Below are 19,220 nucleotides of genomic sequence, written 5' to 3' on the forward strand. Positions count from 1 at the left end.
TCCTTATTCAACGACGTTCAATTCGATTGGATCAACCATGCAGCCTTTTTGACGAAGACCCTGAATAGCCCGGTCAATTTCATCAGTTTCTCCAGAAAATTCCACATCCATCCATCCGGTCGTCTCACGGACATCGGCCCGTCGAATACTGGGCACGACCTGGTATTCCTGCCCGATTTCATACAGGATGGGAGAAGGAATTTTATCTTCGGGATAACGAATGTGAAAGCGTAGTTTGGCCATCATGAACCTCCTGCGATTGCGGGGATGATGGAGACTTCATCTCCGTCCTTCAGTGGGGTATCTTTGCCCGTCAAAAACCGAATATCTTCTTCGTTGACATAGATATTGATGAACCGCCGAACCTCTCCCTGTTCATCATAGACTCGTTCCTTAATGCCGGGATGGGCAGACCCCAGGTTGTCAATAATTTCCGACACCGTGTTCCCTGCTATTTCCACCTCGCTTTTTCCTCCGGTCATGGGGCGCAAGGGAGTGGGAATTCTGACCTTAATCATGCTGACTCCTCTATGGCAAAAGTCTTAATAAAGTGACTGAGACTGGGCGGGATGCGAAATGGGCGTCCAACGGAATCGACGACCGCTTCCTGAGTTTTCAGTCCGTTACCGGTAATGTAGGCCACAGTCACATCATTTTTTTGAATGCGCCCTTGTTTTACCAATTTGCGAAGGACGCCGATCGTGACCCCTCCAGCGGTTTCAGCAAAAATCCCTTCCGTTTGAGCCAGAAGTTTAATGCTTTCCACTATTTCATCATCGGTGACGGCCTCCATGGCCCCTTGACTTTCCGCGGCAGTTTTTAAGGCATAGTATCCATCCGCCGGATTGCCGATGGCCAGGGATTTGGCAATGGTGTGTGGCTTCACCGGTTTAAAAAAATCACGATTCTCTCGAAATGCCGTGGCAATGGGGGAGCAGCCTTCTGCTTGCGCCCCGTTTACCTTGGTCTTTACCGAATCCACCAGGCCCAACTTCTCAAATTCTTTGAGGCCTTTCCAAATTTTCGTGAGCAAGGATCCCGAAGCCATGGGCACCACGACCTGATCCGGAGCCCGCCACCCTAATTGCTCGACCGTTTCAAAAGCCAAGGTTTTCGAGCCTTCAGCATAATAGGGGCGGATGTTGATGTTGACGAATGCCCAGTGACGTTCTCCCGCGATTTCGCTGCAAAGTCGATTGACATCATCATAGTTCCCTTCAATTTCCACGACATTGGGACGATAAATCAGATTCCCCAGGACCTTCGCGGCTTCCAGGTCGCCGGGAATGAATACATAGCATTTCATCCCTGCGGATGCTGCATGGGCCGACACCGAATTTGCCAGATTGCCGGTTGAGGCACAGGCGACTGTTTCAAAGCCCAGTTCTCTGGCTCGAGTTAAGGCAATGGCCACCACGCGATCTTTAAACGACAGCGTCGGATGATTGACGCAATCATTTTTTATGTACAGGTTGTCCAGGCCGAGGAATGCCCCAAGGTTTTTGGCATGAACCAGCGGGGTAAATCCGGCATGAAGACCGATGAAATTCGTGCCTTCTACGGGGAGCAGATCCACATATCGCCAAAGGCTGTGAGGGCCGGATGCAATCTTTTCACGCGTCATGACCTGTTTGATGGCGGCATAATCGTATTTGACTTCCAGTGGCCCAAAGCACAATTCACAAACATGAATATCCTGGGTAGGATATTCTTTCCCGCACTCCCGACAGACCAGAGCTTGCATTTTTTTCATAGCATCATCCTCCCCTCTTAACCGGTGGGGTTTATCCGTTGGTTAGCGTTGTAGCCGATGGTTGAAGTTGGCACGCCTCTTGTTCATAGTCGATGAGTTCCGTCAACGAAGGATTTGGGCCGCAAAGTGCACAGGAAGGATTCCGTTTGACGCGAATTTCTCGAAACGCGGTGGTGCGTGCGTCAAAATCCAGGATGCGGTTCGTTAATGGGGTTCCAATGTTGAGGATGAGTTTCATGGCCTCTGTGGCCTGAATGGTCCCAATAATTCCCGCAACGACTCCAATGATCCCGGCCTCCTGACAGGTAGGAACCACGCCGGCCGGCGGCGGATTTTTGAAAATACAACGATAGCAGGCGGATTGATTGGGAATAATAGTGAAGGCCCGTCCTTCAAACCGCAGAATTCCCCCATGGACGAGGGGCTTATTCTCCATATAACAGGCGTCATTAATCAAAAATTTTGCCGGGAAGTTGTCGACGCCATCGATAACGATATCGTATTGGCTGATCAGGTCCCGAGCATTGCGAGACGTCAATCGTTCTTCATGCATGTTGACCTGGACATCAGGGTTTAAGGCCAGAATTTTTTCCTTGGCCGAAAGCACCTTGGACCGTCCTACATCCGGAGTATGGTGAAGGATTTGTCGTTGCAGGTTGGAAAGATCCACCACATCGCTATCAATCAATCCAATGGTGCCAATGCCGGCTGCGGCAAGATAATAGGCGACAGGGCATCCCAGGCCCCCGGCTCCAACGACAAAGACTTTCGCTTGAGACAATTTTTTCTGTCCCTTGCCGCCCACTTCGGGTAGTAAAATGTGCCGGCTATAACGGGTAATCTGATCTTCTGTGAAACTCATAGGATCTCTGACCTTTTACGGTGTATGGGGTCATCCCCCATATTAGATAGAGGAGAATGAGGGGTGTTGATTTTCAAAAATGATTCTTGGCCATGAGAATTTTTCTCAGCAAGCCGATATGCCCCGGCATATTTTAATTTTCCTTATCTCGTTTGAGGAAGCGATCTTGTGGGCTTCTCCTCATCCTGGCTCTTCCTTTATGGGAATGGTTTAGTGGAAATCCCTTAGATATTGAAATATTTCTCAATACTTAGATATCGTTCACCCGTATCGCAGAGAATCGTCACCACATTCTTATTCGGCCCTAAGGATTCCGCGACCTTTTGAGCCGCAAACACATTGGCTCCTGCAGAAATCCCCACCAGGAGCCCTTCCTTCCTGGCAAGTTGCTTTGTGGTTTGGTACGCCTCTTCATCTGTCACGGTCATAATTTCATCAATGAGTGAGCGATTCAGCACCTTGGGGACGAAGCCTGCGCCGATCCCTTGGATTCTGTGTGGCCCGGGTTCTCCTCCGGACAAGACGGGAGAGCCGGCTGGCTCCAGCGCAATCACCTTGACCGAGGGATTTTTTTCTTTAAACAGTTCTCCGCAGCCGGTAATCGTTCCGCCGGTGCCCACTGCCGCCACGAATGCATCCACCTTTCCATCCAAGGCCTCCCAGATTTCCAAAGCCGTGGTCTTGCGATGCATGGCTGGATTGGCCGGATTAGAAAACTGGTTCGGCATGAAGTATTCGGGATTTTGGTCCAAAATACTCTCTGCTTCTTTAATTGATCCACGCATTCCTTCCCGAGCGGGAGTCAACACCAATTGCGCGCCATACGAGGAGAGCAGACTGGCCCGTTCCAGGCTCATCCCTTCCGGCATGACGAGAATCAGTTTATAACCCCGAACCGCAGACACCAAGGCTAACCCGATGCCGGTATTGCCGCTGGTGGGTTCCACGATGGTTCCGCCCGGCTTGAGCAGTCCCTTCTCCTCTGCCTCATCGATCATATTCAGGCAGATGCGGTCTTTCACGCTGCCGCCGGGATTGTAAAACTCCGCCTTCCCATAAATTATGGCCCCGCCTGGGGGGGAAAGCCGGTTTAATCGTACTAACGGAGTATGCCCGATGCCATCCGTAATGTTCCGAAGAAATGTGGCACTCACACGCCACCGCCCATGAAAAACAAAAACTCCAGTTTATCGCCATCTTTAATGGAGGTGGTTCCTAGTTGCTCCTGATCAACCATCTGCGTATTCAGTTCTACCGCGACAAGTTGCGGGTCAATATCTTTGGTTTTCAAGACGTCTAGCACCGTCGAAACCTCCAGGGTTTCAGGTTTACCATTGATCGTCAATTGCATACCGTGCTCCAAACGTAAGTACTGAGAATCCCTAAACAAAAAAACGTAACAAACCCCCACGAAGGGAGTCAAGAAATAGGGTGATTAGGTGACTTCGCGCAACAGCGGCACCAGGTCTTTGGCACGGCCTTGAAAGGCCACGTCCACAACAGAGGAGTTTGGCGTCGGGTCCAAATTCAGCTCGACCACTAATGCGCCACCCTCTTTGGCAATCGAAGCAAAGGATGCAGCCGGATAGACCACGCCTGACGTGCCAATGATGAGAAGAATATCACAAGTACGCAAAGCCTGATAACTGCGGTTCATATCTTCCTGATCCAATGATTCTCCAAACCACACAATATGAGGGCGTAACAACCCCGAACAGTCCGTGCAGGTGGGTGGATAGACCAAAGGCCGGTCGCGGTTCGGCGAAATCCGCTTGCATTGCGTACAACGCACTTTCCACATATTGCCATGGATTTCGGAAAGACGTTGCGAGCCCGCCAGGGCATGAAGTCCATCAACGTTCTGCGTGATGAGCCAGAAGTGTTCAATCCGTCGTTCCAGTTCAACGAGGGTTTCGTGTGCCACATTCGGGTGCTTGGTTCCGACCAATTCACGTCGCCAGTTATACCACTCCCAAACAAGTTTCGGGTCCCGGGCAAATGCCTCCGGCGATGCCAGTTCTTCAGGTCGGTAATTTTTCCACAAGCCTTCGGGTCCGCGAAACGTCGGCACGCCGCTATCCGCGGAAATTCCCGCGCCGGTAAGGACCGTGACCGAACGGGCTTTAGAAATACGGTCACGTACATCAAGAATCGTCAGACCATTAGGCATGAAGGATTTTCTATCTAAAAGTATTATGTTCCACTGACGTTAAATCCAGGCTGCGCTCCACCGGCCTTCCGCCAACTACCTGGTGTCCAGATCTTTTTCCGTAACTGCCTCAAGTTTTTTGTTTTCGTCCATTTAGGCACTAACGGGAGTCACCGCGTGCCGTGAAATGGTTTCTGACGAATTTTTTCACCTAGAACCTTTAACCAGCCTGACCGGACTTCAATTTTTCCGACCCCCCTTATAATTTCGTCAGCTAGCAAGCATTTCACCAGGAACTGTGAAATTAGATGGAATGGGAGCATAAGGATTTCGCAAGACTTTAATGAGTCTGCGTAAGGTATTGAATTTATTTATTCCTTCGCCTGTTGGAATTGAAACAGGAGCCGTGGTTAGGATAATTGCCCAGATCCTAGTATTGAAAGCCGGTCCAAAACACCGACTCAGTCCTTGAGCAATGATTTCCAAGTAGAGAGGAATATCTCTTGCTGAGACATGGCTCACGGCTAGGTCGATGAAAATTATTCCTGGTCCATCTTTTGGAATTTGCTGTCTTTTGCGGTTAAAGGTTTCGACAACTTTTGCTAAGTTGTGAGAATTGATTGTATGTAAATACACTCTCCAGTGATCTTCAAGGAACTTCTTTCCTGATTCATCTTTTGCAACGCGGGCGGCAGCCCATGCCGGGTTTTGCCCGCCAGGAATAAAAATTCCATTTCTTGAAGCGAATGGCGGATTCCCAAGGGTCATCCAATACCCATCTCCTTCAGGAGGAGGCAATGGGGGTGCGTAGATACCATAACCTAATCCGTGGAAAAGATATTCATTTGTATTTGGACTGAGGTGCTTTAGATTATTAATGATTTCTGGGATAATTTCTTCCTCAAGTGTGCTCAGTATTACGACAATAATTTCTAGGCCAGCATGATTTTGTTCTTTTATTAGAGACAGCAGATTTTTTGTCGGACCTTCTGGTTTAGGCTTTAAAGGTATGTACGGGTCCCTTTGAGTACATTCAGCGTGCAAATTAAGGCTCCCCCTTGAAAGAAGAAGATCTGCCGTTTTGGATCCCTGGGAGGGGATGATAAATTTAGTTTCAAACCCTTCTCTGACGCATAGCCCAGAAGCATAAATTTCATACCACACCTTCAGAAATTCATTGGCTTTAAGTCTTGTGTGAATGGCGGTCTTATAGTTTTCCAAATTCCTGGCTAATCTCAAATCTTCAGCAAGACTGGTCAGGGAAATCTTTTTTTCGGATATCTCGAAAACACCTTTTGTAGGATATTCGCTTAAGGCTATCCTAGTTTCCTTCCATTGTGAGGGAACTGGATGGGATGTCTTATGGAGGTTAGCTTTCTTTGTAAGCCATTTGACTCCAAATTCCTCTTCAATAGTTTTGACTGCATTTTGATGATTCGTCAGGCTAGCCAAACGTAACACGTTAATGCTCCGGGAATCATATTGATAGAAAAGACCAAATGAGCCACGCCACGAGCAAGCTATTGAGGGAATTTTCCCCTGCCGGTGTCAGGAATTCTCTTATTCCTTATAGAGGCGGATGGTGACTTTTTGCCCTTTAATTCTTGTCCGGCCTAGAGCCTTGATAATGCCATGGACATGCTCTTCAGGCACTTTGACCAGAGAGAATTGATCGGAGACTTTAATGGGGCCAATGACATTCGAATTAATTCCGGCCTCGTTGGCGATGGCACCGACCAGATCTCCTGTGCGGACCCCTGCCATTCGACCGGCGTTCACATGCAAGGTTGCCATGCTTGTGGATTGACGGTGACGTTCCCGCCTGCCGGCGGCCCTACCCCCTCCACCTCCTCTGAGAGCCCTTCCAGTGTCTTGGAGATCCGATGGCCCTCGCCTTGGCCGTCTGGACGTCTGGGATGTGTCAGGTGCCCGGTCCCGTATTGTAGGAATATCCTCTTCCACCCGATTACCTGTTTTTGACCCATAGGCCAATTGAAGGGCGGCTGCGGCGACATCCGCAGGGTCAAATTTTTCGGTGAGGGTGGTGACGACGACTCGGAATGGCTCAAAGTCGTTGGCCTTGAGAATTTCTTGAATAGAAACGCCAATCTGTCCAAGGCGCTTGGCTTGAAGATCGGCCCCCGTCGGGAGGGTGCCCATCTCGACTTTGGATTTGGTCACCCGCTCAATATTTTGCAGCAGCCAGCGCTCCCGGGATTCCACAAGGGTGATAGCTTCACCAGCCCGTCCGGCGCGTCCGGTTCGTCCGATACGATGGACGTAGGCTTCGGGAGAGGACGGGACATCGTAATTCACGACGTGTGAAACGTGAGGAATATCCAGACCCCGGGCCGCCACGTCCGTCGCAACAAGCAGCTCGGTTTTCCCGGCACGAAACGATTGCATCACCCGATCTCGTTGAGCCTGGTTCATCCCGCCATGCAGGCCTTCTCCCCGGTATCCGCGGCCGTTGAGCATGGAGGTCAGCTCATCGACTTCCAAGCGTGTTCGGCAAAACACCAGGGCGGACTTTGGACTGGACATATCCAGGATTCTGGCAAGGGCCGCCACTTTATGTGGCCTGGCCACAAGATAGGCCGTCTGGTGCACCCGAGGAGTCATCCCGGCCTTTACGGGTTCCTTGATGATCTGAATCTCGATGGGGTTGCGTAGATGATGTCGTGCGATGGATGCAATGCGTGGAGGCATGGTTGCTGAAAATAGTGCGGTCTGCCTGGTCGTCGGCGTTTGTTTCAGAATGGCATCCAGATCTTCTGCGAACCCCATATTCAGCATCTCATCAGCTTCATCCAGGACCACGATCTGAAGGTCTTTGAGATGAAGAGTTTTGCGCCGGATATGGTCCAGTGCCCGGCCTGGCGTCGCCACAACGATATCAACCCCGCGTTTCAACGCGATGAGCTGTGGTCGGATGGCTTGACCTCCATAAACCGCGAGGATGGCGATGGCCTGTTGCTTCCCATAACGTTGGACAGCCTCACAAACTTGTATGGCCAATTCGCGGGTGGGCACGAGAATAAGGGCTGAAGGATGTGGCTGCTTGGGCGAATGGGCAAGACGCTGGAGCAAGGGAAGCGTGAATGCAGCGGTTTTTCCAGTTCCGGTTGCGGCACGCCCCAGAAGGTCGTTTCCGGCCAATAGCGGTGGAATGGCTTCGCGTTGGATGGGGGTGGGCTCTTCATATCCTAATGCCTCGAGCGTGGTCAGCAGCGCCGCTTCAAGGCCAAGAGCGGCAAAGCCGGGTGAAAAGCCCTTCATCGTTGGAGCCGTGGGTGAGTTGGAGGCATCGTGTTTCATGACGGTTTTGCAACCTTTCTGGATGAGGTCCTGATATTGTGTGCAGGCCGACTTTGTGCCGGTCTGTCGATATGTGGTGTTCGTTAAAGACGAAAAGAAGGGACGGTGGAAACCGTCTTCCTTGGGCTGGTTGGCCTCACCTTTAAGAGACTGGGCCTTCTTACCGTTGTCCTACCCCGCGACCCGATGGTCGTGTCGCGCCGGGCAGCATATGGTCCCTGACCATGATGACGAAACCGTGAAAGGTCACGACAACTCGTGACCTCTTTTAAGGGATGTCTGCCTGTCGGTTATGTGGGGTGGTCGTCTAACGAGCCTTACCTGTCTATACTTCTTTTACCAGGAAGGGGAAACCAATTCCTAGCTCTCTGTATGAAAAATGATTCTTGGTGGGCTCAAAATGGCAGGTGGGAGAAGCGTGCGTTGAAGCTTTTTCACAATAAAATGACTTGTGAATCGGGTAGAATTTTGAGAAATTGACGGGTCTTAGTGTTTCCATTTGTCAAAGTAGCAGGTTCTGCCATCTATCACGCGTCAGGAGGTTGATATGGTGAAGGTTCTGGGTCTTGTGGGCGGGTTGGTGCTGGGTATTCAGACCACGGTCTGTGCAGGCGTGGTTTTTCATGTCGAGACCTCCTTTCCCAATCGGACAGCGGTCCCTTCCAGAATCGACGCGATGACGGTTGACGGGAAGAAACTGAAAATGACGATCAATGAGGCGGGAACCACGCAATCTACATTTATTTATCGAGGCGATCTGGAGGAAATTCTGCTGATCAATCATGGAGATCAGACCTGGCGTGCGATGGACAAGGCCACGATGGTTAGTCTTGGCCAACAGATCAACCCGGCCATGGAAAAGATGCAGGAAATGTTGAAGAGTATGCCACCGGAACGACGAGCCATGATGGAAAAGATGTTTGCCGGGCAGGGGATTAATCCTGCCATGTTGGGCGGGAAGGTCGAGATGCAGGTCAAAAAAACGGGCGAAAGGCAGACCATCAATGGCTATCCCTGTGTGAAATATGAAACCTGGCGGGAAAGCGAAAAAGTTGCAGAACATTGCGTGAGTGATTGGAAGCAGGTTCCCGGCAGCCAGGAAGCCCGAGGCGTGTTTCAAGATATGGCTGCCTTTTCTCAGGAGGTCTGGCAAGGAGCATTCAAAGGTAATGGAGGTCCAGCGTCGTTTTTTGAATCCCTAGGGAAAATTGAAGGCTACCCGGTGTTCACGAGAATTTTCTCCAATGAAACCATTGTCACAGAAAGCCGGTTGACCGGAGTAGAGGAGAAGTCGGTCGCCGCGAAGGAATTTGACCCTCCCGACGATTATGTCAAAAAAGATTTCTTGCCGAAAAATCTTTCCTCTCCCATGGGGCAATAGGAGAGAAGAGCATTGCTGAGTTTCAGGTTTCTCTCCCTGGACTCTGATCCTTCGCATCCGGTTCAGGATGCCCGGTGGATAAAGGTGGATGAGGCCTACCAGAAGCATATGGGCGCCGGTCACTGTCTGCGTGGTCCGATCGAATTTTCTATACAAGAGAATTCCATTATCTCCCTCGTTGATCCTTCATGACCCTCATCTTGATTTGAATGCCCACCGTGCGGTGGTACGTGTGGTGGCGCCTCCCCCAATGTTCGGCGGAATGATAGGCGAGGTGATGGCATTGGCCCAGATGGTATTGGGCATACTGCACAAGGATATTAGGAAGTTGAGGAACGCAGATTCCGTGCCATAAGAAATCCTTCCGGCATCCGGTTTCACATGCCCGTTCTTCATGGTAGTTTCGAAGCATGAAGAAAACTCCAGTTGATACTTGGCTGACAGATCCCCTTAACAGCTTTCTTGGCAGGCAGACCACCAGTGGCATGGTGCTATTCGTTGCCGCCCTGCTGGCATTGATCGTGGCCAATTCTCCCTTTGCGGACGCCTACCACCATCTTTGGGACAACGAAATCTCAGTCGGGTTTAACGATTTCGTGATCACCAAGACCCTGCACCATTGGATCAATGATGGGTTGATGGCTGTCTTCTTCTTTGTGATCGGGTTGGAACTGAAGCGCGAGATCATGGCGGGTGAACTAAGCAATCCCCGTGATGCGCTGCTCCCTATCGCAGCGGGGGTAGGCGGCATGGTTGTGCCGGCGTTGATCTATCTGGCGTTCAATTCGTCGGGCGACGCCAGTGACGGATGGGGCATTCCCATGGCGACCGATATCGCCTTCGCGCTCGGCATCATCTCCCTGTTGGGCAACAGGGTCCCATTATCACTTAAAGTATTTCTGACCGCTCTTGCGATCGCGGATGACCTGGGCGCGGTGCTGGTCATTGCAGTTTTTTATACATCACACATCGATCTCATCAATCTGGCGGCCGGTGCGGGATTCATGATCCTGCTGGTGACGTCCAACCTGCTGGGTGTCCGCAACATTTTGTGGTATGGACTGCTGGGAATCGGCGGCCTGTGGCTGGCGTTTCTCTTATCAGGAGTGCATGCCACCATTGCCGCGGTGCTGGCCGCATTCACGATTCCTGCCAATGTGAAAATCTCGGACAAGGGATTCGTTTCACGCATTAAAACATTGGGGGACAGATTCGAGACAGCCAAAAGCAATGACCTGACTCTGGTGACAGATGAGCAACTCCATGTGCTTGAAGACATTCGCGCGGTGGCCAGGGAGGCACTGACTCCGCTCCAACGGCTGGAACATGGCATGCACCCCTTCGTGGCGTTTGTGGTGATGCCGGTCTTTGCGTTGGCGAATGCCGGCATCAGCTTTCCGGCTGACTTCATGAATCAGTTGGCCAGTCCGGTCACATTAGGAGTGGCATCGGGACTGCTCGGGGGAAAGGTGTTGGGCATCATGGGCATGTGCTACATCCTGATTCATTGGCGGTGGGCCTCTTTTCCGGAACAGACCGGCTGGCGGCATCTCTTTGGTGCTGCGATGCTTGCTTCGGTGGGGTTTACGATGTCGCTGTTTATCACCGGACTGGCTTTCAACGATGACGTATTGATCCTCCAAGCCAAGTTGGGCATCCTGCTGGCCTCGTTGATAGGTGGAATTTCTGGGTACTTTCTGCTGCGGCGGGCAGGATGAATTTCTCAATAGAAGACTGTGGATTGTGCAGTGGAAATGTGCCGTGCGGGAAGTTGCAAAATGATCAAACCCGAGGCTGGAAATGCTTCAGGAAGATTATTTGCGAGGGCTACCGCTACAGGACTGCTATACCCACGTGAAATTTTTTCTCGTGTACGTTACCGGGATTCAATGAGTTGGATCGCATGCTCCGCAGCCGACCGCACTTCGGGATCGGTTTCTTTTTCCAACAATGTTGAGAGTGGAGAGAGAAACGTGGTGTCGCCAATCTCGCCAAGTTGGGTCATGGCCGCCCCCCGTTCAGTGGGTTGCGCTTTTTTGGCAACCGTCCATAAGACTGCTTGCGCTTCAGGGGTATGAAACTCCCCCTGTCCGAGTTCCTGAATGATATTCAACCTGGCGCGTTGTTGGACAATAGCCTGAGTCGCTCCCCGGGCTCCGGCCGCATTCACCAACTCTTTTTGGGTAAAGGGCCTTACCAACACCTCCATTAACATCTCCTGTGCATTCTGGTCCCGATCAATATGTCCCCGAATCAGATCTCCAACAAAACAGTAATACGGATCTTCCTCCAGATTACCAATCGCGTCCCAATACAGACTTCCGAGGGGAACCGCATTGGGTTCTGCTTCAAAGTGATGTGAAAAGATTTTGCCTAAACGGTCATGCACCAGCTTCATGTCGTAGCGGATTGCCGTCGCTTGTTCCAATACCTGAAACTGTCCGCTGGGTATTTCCTCATATTGAATGTATAGCATCGCATCATGTGGTTGCTTGGGATCAAAGACCACCTGAAACCCCGCATCTTCCAGTTTGAGTTTCAAGGTCACCCCCACATTGTAGGGTGGACTCGGCACATTCAACCACGTTTGGACAGTGCCGGCGACGAGTATGGTCTGAATGTTCTGTAGGATTTTTTGATCCTCCTGCGACCATGAGGACTTGGTCAGCGGCTCCTCATGTGCCCACAGTCCATCCGTGAGAGAAATCACCAGGGTCAGACTGATCAGCAGGACGGACGCGCTCCGAGCAGGCCTCAGGTATCGGATCCCTAATCGCTGCCGTGGCCGCTCGGCATGTCGTTCATGTTCGTATCGTGGGGAGAAAAAGAAAAGAAGTCTGCTCGGATTGCATCGGCTGAGACTGTGAAGCATAGAACGCTCCATTGGGTTGGACGACTCTGGTCTCTCCGGCCATCAAGAACGTAGTAGGTATACCCTATCAAGAGTGAATGCGAAATTCCAAATCTTCCTGATGTCATGCTGACCCTTCTAGTTCTTCTTTTTCCTCTTCACACCTTGACTAATTTAATGAATTGACCAAAAATCTCCTCTCAGCCGATCCTCGCATCTGCGATGGAAAATAAACTGGAACAGAAGAAGGCTCGTTCACACTGACACGCCCAACCGTAATTCGGAGGTACCTTCATGACGACATCCGCGCAGCATCCCTACCACCCGATTATCTATGTCCGTGGCTTCGCAGCGACACAGAGCGAGATTGAGGAAACGGTGGCCGACCCTTATATGGGATTTAATATTGGCTCGACCAAATCGCGCACGGCCTGGACCGGCGACGTGAAGCGTTTTTATTTTGAGTCGCCCCTCGTGCGGTTAATGAGCGACCACGAATATGAGGATGTGTTTGTGGATGGAGACGACCTCGTGTTAGCTGAGCGTACCGAGTATCCCGTCCCATACCGCTCGATTATCATCTACCGCTATTACGATGAAGCCTCAAAAGACTTTGGGGATGGCAAGACGCCGCCCATCGAGCACTTCGCCAAAGGCCTGGGCACTCTCATTCTGCGCCTGCGCGAAAAGGTCTGTGCGAATAAGGCCAATAAAGTCACGTCCAAAGACTTTCGCGTGTATCTCGTGGCGCATTCCATGGGAGGGCTGATCTGCCGGGCCTTTCTACAGAATACGAAACTCGGCTCAGCGGAGGCGCGAGGTGCGGTTAATAAGGTCTTTACCTATGCCACGCCTCACAATGGTATTGACATGCGGATCGTACGCAATGTTCCGGGCTGGCTCTCGTTCGGCGATATCAATAACTTCAATCGCGGCAAAATGGCCTCCTATCTTGCGGTGCCCAAGGGTAATGACGTTTCGGTGGTGAAAAACTTTCCGCCCGAGCGCATCTTTAATCTGGTCGGCACCGATTCACGCGATTATACCGTGGCCGGCGGCATCTCGGCGTGGGCGGCGGGCGATGCCAGCGACGGTCTGGTGCGCCTCGAGAATGCCACCACGCATGGCGCGGGTCCCAACGGCAAGGATGTGAGTTCGCCCCGCGCGTTTGTGCACAGGAGCCATTCGGGCCATTACGGTATTGTGAACTCCGAGGAAGGCTACCAGAACCTCACGCGGTTCCTGTTCGGTAAATTGCGCGTGGATGGCATTCTGAACATCGACGACATCACGTTACCGGTGGAGGTGCAAAAGGCACTTGACGACGGTAAGACAGTGCGGGCGTCGTATCAGTTCGAAATTGCCGCCAGCGTGCGCGGCTGTCAGTGGCAGATGACGCGGCGCGAGGTGCGCGAGAGTTCGGCAATCTTCCGGAGCTACGATGAACTCTTTCCCGGAAAGGCCGGGACCAAGCGCAAGCCGGATCGCACGAAGAGTCCACACCTCTTCTCCATTTTTCTTGATCCGAACAAGAGCGTCAAAACTTCAAAATCCGTTAGCTTCGCCTTCGATATCAAGGTCCTGGTACCCGATTACGTTGTGGATGGCCTGTTGTTTATGAAACGGCACTACGAGGGTGGGTTCATCTATCGTGAGCTGGTTCTCGTCGAGGCCTTCCCCGATGATACGGAACCGGCTGGTTGGCGCATCAAGTATGGCTACCAGGACATGAATCCCGGCAAACCCGGTAAAGACGTAGACACCCGTCCTCTCATCAAGGGAAAACCGAATTCCGGCATTGCTTTCGATATCCCCATCGAGCAGAACGCTCGCCCCGGCCTGGTTGGAACGTTACGCATCGAAGCCCGGCCATGGGCTTGAGTAGGGGATGACGTGAGCGGGCTCCGAACTGCCGAATGGACAGCATTGTTCGTACCGTAAATTATTTCTATATGCGGTATTGGGCTTTCTGGGTTAAACTCACATAATTAAAATTGGGAGGTATCGTGATGAATACAAAACTGAAAAACCTTCCAGTCGACGAGCGAATCAAGCTCGTTGAAGAATTATGGGATAGCATTGCCTCCGATCAGAAGGTGCTACCCCTTACCGACGAGCAAAAGGCGGAACTCGATAAACGTCTCGATGCCTACGAAGTCGATAGAAACCCTGGTCGCATCGCAACCGAATCTATCAGGGAAATTCGGCGCAAGTTGTGACTCGTTTATGCGGATATTTCTAAATCATTATTAGTCAAAATAAGTAAATGACAACTCGTACGATATCCGAGGCGCTTTTCGAACGGTTCTGCACAGAAACGGATATTCCGTTCACATGCCTGTCGCCAGACCCATCTATAGGTCGGCGCACTCCCGATTATGAGGTTTACTGGCAGAACCCACCTGTCCTCGTCGAGGTAAAACAGATCGATCCCAATCGCGACGACAAAGCATTGCGCTCCCTAATTGCCGACACCGGGGAATACATTTCCAGGGACGTACCTGGGCATAGACTGCGCGGAAGAATCTCGAAGGCGGGTCGCAACTTCGAGCCCGTGCCAAATTGGACCAGCCCACGCTGGTTGTCGTCTTCAAAAATGTTGGCGTTCTTCGCGGCTTCACTGACGAGCATGCGGTCATGTCCGCGATGTACGGGTTGTACCAAGTCGATATTACTACCAGCCGTGGACCAGGTGCCCGAGTTCTGTCGGTCGCCCGTCGTCTTGGTGGAGGTCGTAGCATGACGCTCAAGCACAACACAAAAGTGAGTGGAGTTGCGGTGCTATTCGAGTCACCCAAAGGTCCGTACCTTGTCGTCTATCACAACCGTTTCGCCGCTAGGCCGCTTCAGCCAGACATCCTGCGACATCCCAGGATCTTCCAGCGCTGGATTCGGGAAGGAGACGGAAGTGAGTTTCCCAAGTGGGTCGACCTTCAATGACTGTCTGCCCAATTTTTCGCACCAACAGACTGGAAACCCAGGGAGCATCCTTTTCAAGGAGTTCGCCGCATCTGGCAGAGTCTGGAACGCGTGGAGGTGAAAATCCCGCAGATGAACGAAAAATGCGCGGGGCTGGACCAATAGATCCGCCGCCGCCTCCGCTGTTATGGACTCAAACAAAAGAAGCGACCATATACGGTCGTCCGCTTTCTGCAGAGCTTGGGTGTATCCGTGCGGCGAGCGTGGTCGGGGGACTGTCAATGACGTCGCTGGTGAAGAGCCTCATAACATCCTGCCGTGAAGCAGAGAATGGATCTCACTGAACGGTTTGAGTTGCTCCAATCCGGAGGAAATCTCCGTATACACAGCATTACACCTTAAATAGTCCTTCAAAGGATTTTAGATCAACAGCCTTGCAATTGCCACAGAGTTCGCAAGTTTGGACTAGTTTAAAATCCGTTGCTCCTACGCTTAGCAAGGAAGTATCTGTTTGTATTTTTTCTCCTGCTTTTTCAATTTCACTTTTGAGCTTACTATACGTCAAACTAAATATATTTTCACAAGAAGGGTTGCTACAAAATAAGTTTGCACACTGAAGATCGAACACATTGCCTTCTTTTGGTAAAAAAAATACGCCCAATATGGAATTTTGAGGAACCCCTTCAATCGGTAATTCAATCCATTCATTTGAACTTAATAAGTATTGGCAGACGTAAAAGCCAGAAAAAATTCCACCGCAAACTTCACTTCCAATAGTTAAAGAGGGCGCAAACTGCGATTCCCTTAATGTTCTGCCAGACCAGCCGCCATTTTCCTCGTCCAATATTTGCACCAAGACTCTCTCTCCAAAAAATCCTCTGTGTTTCATTGTAGCCGCTGTATCAAGTTCGATCAGTATTATGCCCCATTTCTGTCCTAGAGGGAGTGCGCGAGGTCGCATATCAGGATCCACCATCTGTAAGAGAGCGGCTAAATTATATTTTGACTCTCGACTGCAACGCTCACATTCTATTGAAAAAATCGCTGTAGAGTCGGTTCGTAGGTCATATTCCAATTGGGCTATGGCCATTCTCACTTCAATGTTTAAAGGCGTATTATGACACCCAGACGTTGAACAAGGCACATACATCTTCCCCTGTTTTGGTATATATAGATTTCTTTTAACCACCTTGTATTCTCCTGGCCAAATCCTGTAGTCGTTGCCTAGCTTCTTGGGCTTCGTCAGCGAGCTCCGATGCATTTGATGCAATCTCAAGGAATTCTTTCCAAGAATTAGCGGCATCGGATAATCTACCGGCTTTCTCCTCAGCAAATGCCTTAATATACCAAACCTTAGAATCATGTAGGCGTTCGCTAAACATCAGAGCTTGATTGAAACACTCAATCGCTTCATCAAAATGTTCCGAATAGGTAAGGCTTATACCTTTTCCCTCCCAAGCCATAGCATTTCTGGGATCAAGGACAAGGGCTTGATCGAAGCACTGAATTGAATCATCTAGTCGGTTTAAATTTCTTAGAGTCTCTCCCTTATTACACCAAAATCCTGGATGATGCGAAGCAAGTTGAAGAGCCCTGGCAAAACAGCCAATCGCTTCGTCCAAGCAATTTAGTTGGTTTAAACAAAGCCCTTTATTATTCCAAGCCCCTGCTTCTCGTGGATTTAGGTTGAGGGCTTGGTTAAAGCATCGTAGTGCCTCATTAAAATTACCTTTCTCGCTATAAGCAACCCCCATGTTGGTCCATACGAATGCATCCTGTGAATCAAACTCAATGGCTTTTTCAAAACAGCCAATCGCTTCGTCGAAGTGACCAAGTCGAGTGAGACTGTTGCCCATGTTGCTCCAATCCCAGCACCCACCTGTCTTAGTCGTAGGCAGTTTGAAAACCTTGCCGGTCTGACGATGGAGAATCTTTTCAAGGTCCTCCCGCAATTGCCCAAAAGCTGAGTATCTTTGTCGAGAGTCTTTCTCAAGACAACGTTGGATTAGAGGCCAAAGGGGTGAATTCAGCCTTGGAGCAGAATGGACACGGTGCAAGTTGTACATCGCCATCCAAAATCGATTTGCCTCATCTGTAGAATTATCTTTAGGCAAAGAAGTCAGAAAAGGCAGCTTGCCACTTGCTGCCATTTGATATAGAACAACCCCAAAACTATATACATCGCTTCTTTCATCACATTTTGCAGCATCGGTGAATTGCTCTGGAGGCATATGAGTGGGGGTACCAAAGCCCACTCCAGCTGAAGTCTGTCCTGATAGCCCGACCCTTTCATGCTGATTGTTCACCCTGATTCCCATATCTCTTGATGCACCCAAAACTTTTGCTATACCAAAGTCCGATATTTTAACCGTTTTATTTTCGCTGATCATGATATTGGCCGGTTTAATGTCTCGGTGGCTGCGAAGTCCATGAGAATAGGCGTGTTCCATTCCGTAGCAAAATTGAATGCCCCATCGAAGGGTTTGAATCAAATCCGGCGGATCATGCCGTAGGACATTCTCAAGTGAATTCAAGCTGTTTTCACCAGGTGCTATATATTCCATGACGATATAAAGCCGACCTGCAATTTCATCAATATAGTGGACTCGCACAAGGAATGGATGCGATCCTAAACCCATCCAGACATGAGCTTCTTTCCAAAACTGTTCTCTGATTTGAACATCATGAAGATACTCATCACGAAATGTCTTCAAAGCATAAACTTCATGAGTTTCGTGTGAATAGACCAGATAGACGACACCAAAACCTCCGATCCCGAGAAGCTCGAAAACTTGGTAGTTTTGGCCTATAAAATCGCCTTCTTTATAAACCGAAGGCAATGAACCGTCATGAAATTGATTCACCTTATACTTTCCCACCTGTGTTCTACATTCGCTGAAGAACTTGATGCCATAAGCGATTTTCCAGCTCCGATGTATGGGATATGGATCATTTCAACATCGGAAGGAGGGGACACCTCGAGTTCAAGAGGGATCGGTGGTGGAACCGCTTCCATTCGGAGGGATTTCATTTTCAGAAAAACAGCGCAGGATCCCCCTCAGCTTGCTGAGGGGAGGAATGCGCAATTGTAATTAGACAACACGTTTAAAAGATGCCCCCCAGCTTGCTGAGGGGAGTTTCACTGTGAAGGAAACCGAAGACCGCATAAAAGTATCAATAATTCAACGAATTACGTACAATGGCTAAATGGACAAAAAACATACAGGAGCCAGTATTGCGGGTTTTGGATTTTGGCTAATGGTAGCAGTAGCAGAATTATCAAGTTTTTCTCCGCCACAATGGATTCTTGTTTTGGCTTTTTGTGTTGGTCTAATCATGATTGTTTATGGGACAAAACCCTGGATAAAGGAGGCTTATAGTGGCTTAAAAATAATTCATTTTCAGTGGCCTTTTTACCTGAAGAATACAAGTGTATCCCATAATTTATATCAAGGAATTTCAGCCGGGCAATTGTCTGACAGCCCACTGGTAGTTCAATTTCATGAAAACTGTTTTGAGGAATGCCTTGAAAAGAATGATAATGGAATTGTTCGAGGTTCAAGAAAGACATACTGGATCGAACTTCATGCCTCTGGCAAGGATTTCCTTGGTGTAGAGGTGCTGGTCATTCGTATGGACCTCCTTTCACAGACTGATTACCAACGAGGTCAGCTCATTTCTTTGCCATCAAACACCAGATTACCTAATAGGGATGATGAAAACTACATCATGAATATTCCTGGGAATTCAAAAGTATGCGTGTCTGTTGTGTCATTTAGCGACGCCGTAATGAATTCTTTTCGGTTGGAAACGGAACCGTATCAAACGTCGTCAGGCGAATGGGGAAATAGAAATTTCCCTGCTTTTCCTGAAAATGTTTATAAATTGTGGTTGGGTCTATTCTCAGAAGGACAATTTATTAAAAGTATTGAGGGAATAGTTGCCATGAAAAATGAAAGACCGAATGTGGAATTTTATGAATGACTT

General features: G+C 49.9%; 18 protein-coding genes. 6 read left to right on the plus strand and 12 right to left on the minus strand.

Annotated features, from left to right (window positions below):
- Positions 1-3 precede the first annotated feature (3 nt).
- The 9 genes from ACTRXD_RS18790 to ACTRXD_RS18830 all read right to left on the minus strand — a co-directional run bounded on the left by ACTRXD_RS18790 (position 4) and on the right by ACTRXD_RS18830 (position 8,082).
- The gene (locus ACTRXD_RS18790; protein WP_312641817.1) at positions 4-246 is read right to left on the minus strand and encodes an NIL domain-containing protein; all 243 of its coding nucleotides are present in this window, start codon (positions 244-246) and stop codon (positions 4-6) included.
- The gene (locus ACTRXD_RS18795) at positions 243-518 is read right to left on the minus strand and encodes a ubiquitin-like small modifier protein 1 (protein WP_312641811.1); all 276 of its coding nucleotides are present in this window, start codon (positions 516-518) and stop codon (positions 243-245) included. Before ACTRXD_RS18795 ends, ACTRXD_RS18790 begins: the two co-directional genes overlap by 4 nt.
- On the minus strand, positions 515-1,753 hold the full coding sequence (gene thrC, locus ACTRXD_RS18800) for a threonine synthase (RefSeq protein WP_442433314.1): 1,239 nt from the start codon (positions 1,751-1,753) through the stop codon (positions 515-517). Before thrC ends, ACTRXD_RS18795 begins: the two co-directional genes overlap by 4 nt.
- 31 nt (positions 1,754-1,784) lie before the next feature.
- A complete protein-coding gene (locus ACTRXD_RS18805) occupies positions 1,785-2,615 on the minus strand; it encodes a HesA/MoeB/ThiF family protein (RefSeq protein ID WP_442433315.1) in 831 nt (276 codons plus the stop codon).
- Between the two features lie 224 nt (positions 2,616-2,839).
- Positions 2,840-3,769, minus strand: coding sequence for a cysteine synthase A (gene cysK / locus ACTRXD_RS18810; RefSeq protein ID WP_442433316.1), 930 nt, complete (start codon positions 3,767-3,769; stop codon positions 2,840-2,842).
- Positions 3,766-3,966, minus strand: a complete 201-nt coding sequence (gene thiS, locus ACTRXD_RS18815) for a sulfur carrier protein ThiS (RefSeq protein WP_312748054.1) — start codon at positions 3,964-3,966, stop codon at positions 3,766-3,768. Before thiS ends, cysK begins: the two co-directional genes overlap by 4 nt.
- 84 nt (positions 3,967-4,050) lie before the next feature.
- Positions 4,051-4,785 (minus strand): SIR2 family NAD-dependent protein deacylase, encoded by a 735-nt coding sequence (locus ACTRXD_RS18820; RefSeq protein WP_442433317.1) that lies wholly within the window; start codon positions 4,783-4,785, stop codon positions 4,051-4,053.
- Between the two features lie 249 nt (positions 4,786-5,034).
- Positions 5,035-6,225 carry a hypothetical protein gene (locus ACTRXD_RS18825; protein WP_442433318.1) on the minus strand — a complete coding sequence of 397 codons (1,191 nt, stop codon included), beginning with the start codon at positions 6,223-6,225 and terminating at the stop codon, positions 5,035-5,037.
- Positions 6,226-6,324: 99 nt separating this feature from the next.
- Positions 6,325-8,082, minus strand: a complete 1,758-nt coding sequence (locus tag ACTRXD_RS18830) for a DEAD/DEAH box helicase (RefSeq protein WP_442433319.1) — start codon at positions 8,080-8,082, stop codon at positions 6,325-6,327.
- 547 nt (positions 8,083-8,629) lie between these two features.
- On the opposite strand from ACTRXD_RS18830, the gene ACTRXD_RS18835 reads away from it, so the two are divergent.
- Together ACTRXD_RS18835 and nhaA are read left to right on the plus strand one after the other, a co-directional pair.
- Positions 8,630-9,463 (plus strand): DUF4412 domain-containing protein, encoded by an 834-nt coding sequence (locus ACTRXD_RS18835; RefSeq protein WP_442433320.1) that lies wholly within the window; start codon positions 8,630-8,632, stop codon positions 9,461-9,463.
- 410 nt (positions 9,464-9,873) lie between these two features.
- Positions 9,874-11,181 (plus strand): Na+/H+ antiporter NhaA, encoded by a 1,308-nt coding sequence (gene nhaA, locus ACTRXD_RS18840; RefSeq protein ID WP_442433321.1) that lies wholly within the window; start codon positions 9,874-9,876, stop codon positions 11,179-11,181.
- Between the two features lie 158 nt (positions 11,182-11,339).
- Here nhaA and ACTRXD_RS18845 read toward each other — a convergent pair whose 3' ends face one another.
- Positions 11,340-12,335 (minus strand): HEAT repeat domain-containing protein, encoded by a 996-nt coding sequence (locus tag ACTRXD_RS18845; protein ID WP_442433322.1) that lies wholly within the window; start codon positions 12,333-12,335, stop codon positions 11,340-11,342.
- 273 nt (positions 12,336-12,608) lie between these two features.
- Between ACTRXD_RS18845 and ACTRXD_RS18850 the strand changes: the two genes are divergently transcribed.
- The 3 genes from ACTRXD_RS18850 (at position 12,609) to ACTRXD_RS18860 (ending at position 15,254) form a co-directional block, all read left to right on the plus strand.
- Positions 12,609-14,195 carry an esterase/lipase family protein gene (locus tag ACTRXD_RS18850; protein ID WP_442433323.1) on the plus strand — a complete coding sequence of 529 codons (1,587 nt, stop codon included), beginning with the start codon at positions 12,609-12,611 and terminating at the stop codon, positions 14,193-14,195.
- A 128-nt stretch (positions 14,196-14,323) separates the two neighbouring features.
- Positions 14,324-14,533, plus strand: a complete 210-nt coding sequence (locus tag ACTRXD_RS18855) for an addiction module protein (protein WP_442433324.1) — start codon at positions 14,324-14,326, stop codon at positions 14,531-14,533.
- Between the two features lie 418 nt (positions 14,534-14,951).
- Positions 14,952-15,254 (plus strand): hypothetical protein, encoded by a 303-nt coding sequence (locus ACTRXD_RS18860; RefSeq protein WP_442433325.1) that lies wholly within the window; start codon positions 14,952-14,954, stop codon positions 15,252-15,254.
- A 370-nt stretch (positions 15,255-15,624) separates the two neighbouring features.
- Here ACTRXD_RS18860 and ACTRXD_RS18865 read toward each other — a convergent pair whose 3' ends face one another.
- Together ACTRXD_RS18865 and ACTRXD_RS18870 are read right to left on the minus strand one after the other, a co-directional pair.
- Positions 15,625-16,323: a hypothetical protein gene (locus ACTRXD_RS18865; protein ID WP_442433326.1), complete on the minus strand. Its 699-nt coding sequence runs from the start codon at positions 16,321-16,323 to the stop codon at positions 15,625-15,627.
- Positions 16,324-16,414: 91 nt separating this feature from the next.
- Complete coding sequence (locus tag ACTRXD_RS18870) at positions 16,415-18,097, minus strand: protein kinase domain-containing protein (RefSeq protein WP_442433327.1); 1,683 nt, start codon at positions 18,095-18,097, stop codon at positions 16,415-16,417.
- A 343-nt stretch (positions 18,098-18,440) separates the two neighbouring features.
- On the opposite strand from ACTRXD_RS18870, the gene ACTRXD_RS18875 reads away from it, so the two are divergent.
- Positions 18,441-19,217: a hypothetical protein gene (locus ACTRXD_RS18875; RefSeq protein WP_442433328.1), complete on the plus strand. Its 777-nt coding sequence runs from the start codon at positions 18,441-18,443 to the stop codon at positions 19,215-19,217.
- Positions 19,218-19,220: the final 3 nt, after the last annotated feature.

Source organism: Nitrospira sp. T9 (genome assembly GCF_052156535.1).
Lineage (GTDB): Bacteria > Nitrospirota > Nitrospiria > Nitrospirales > UBA8639 > Nitrospira_E.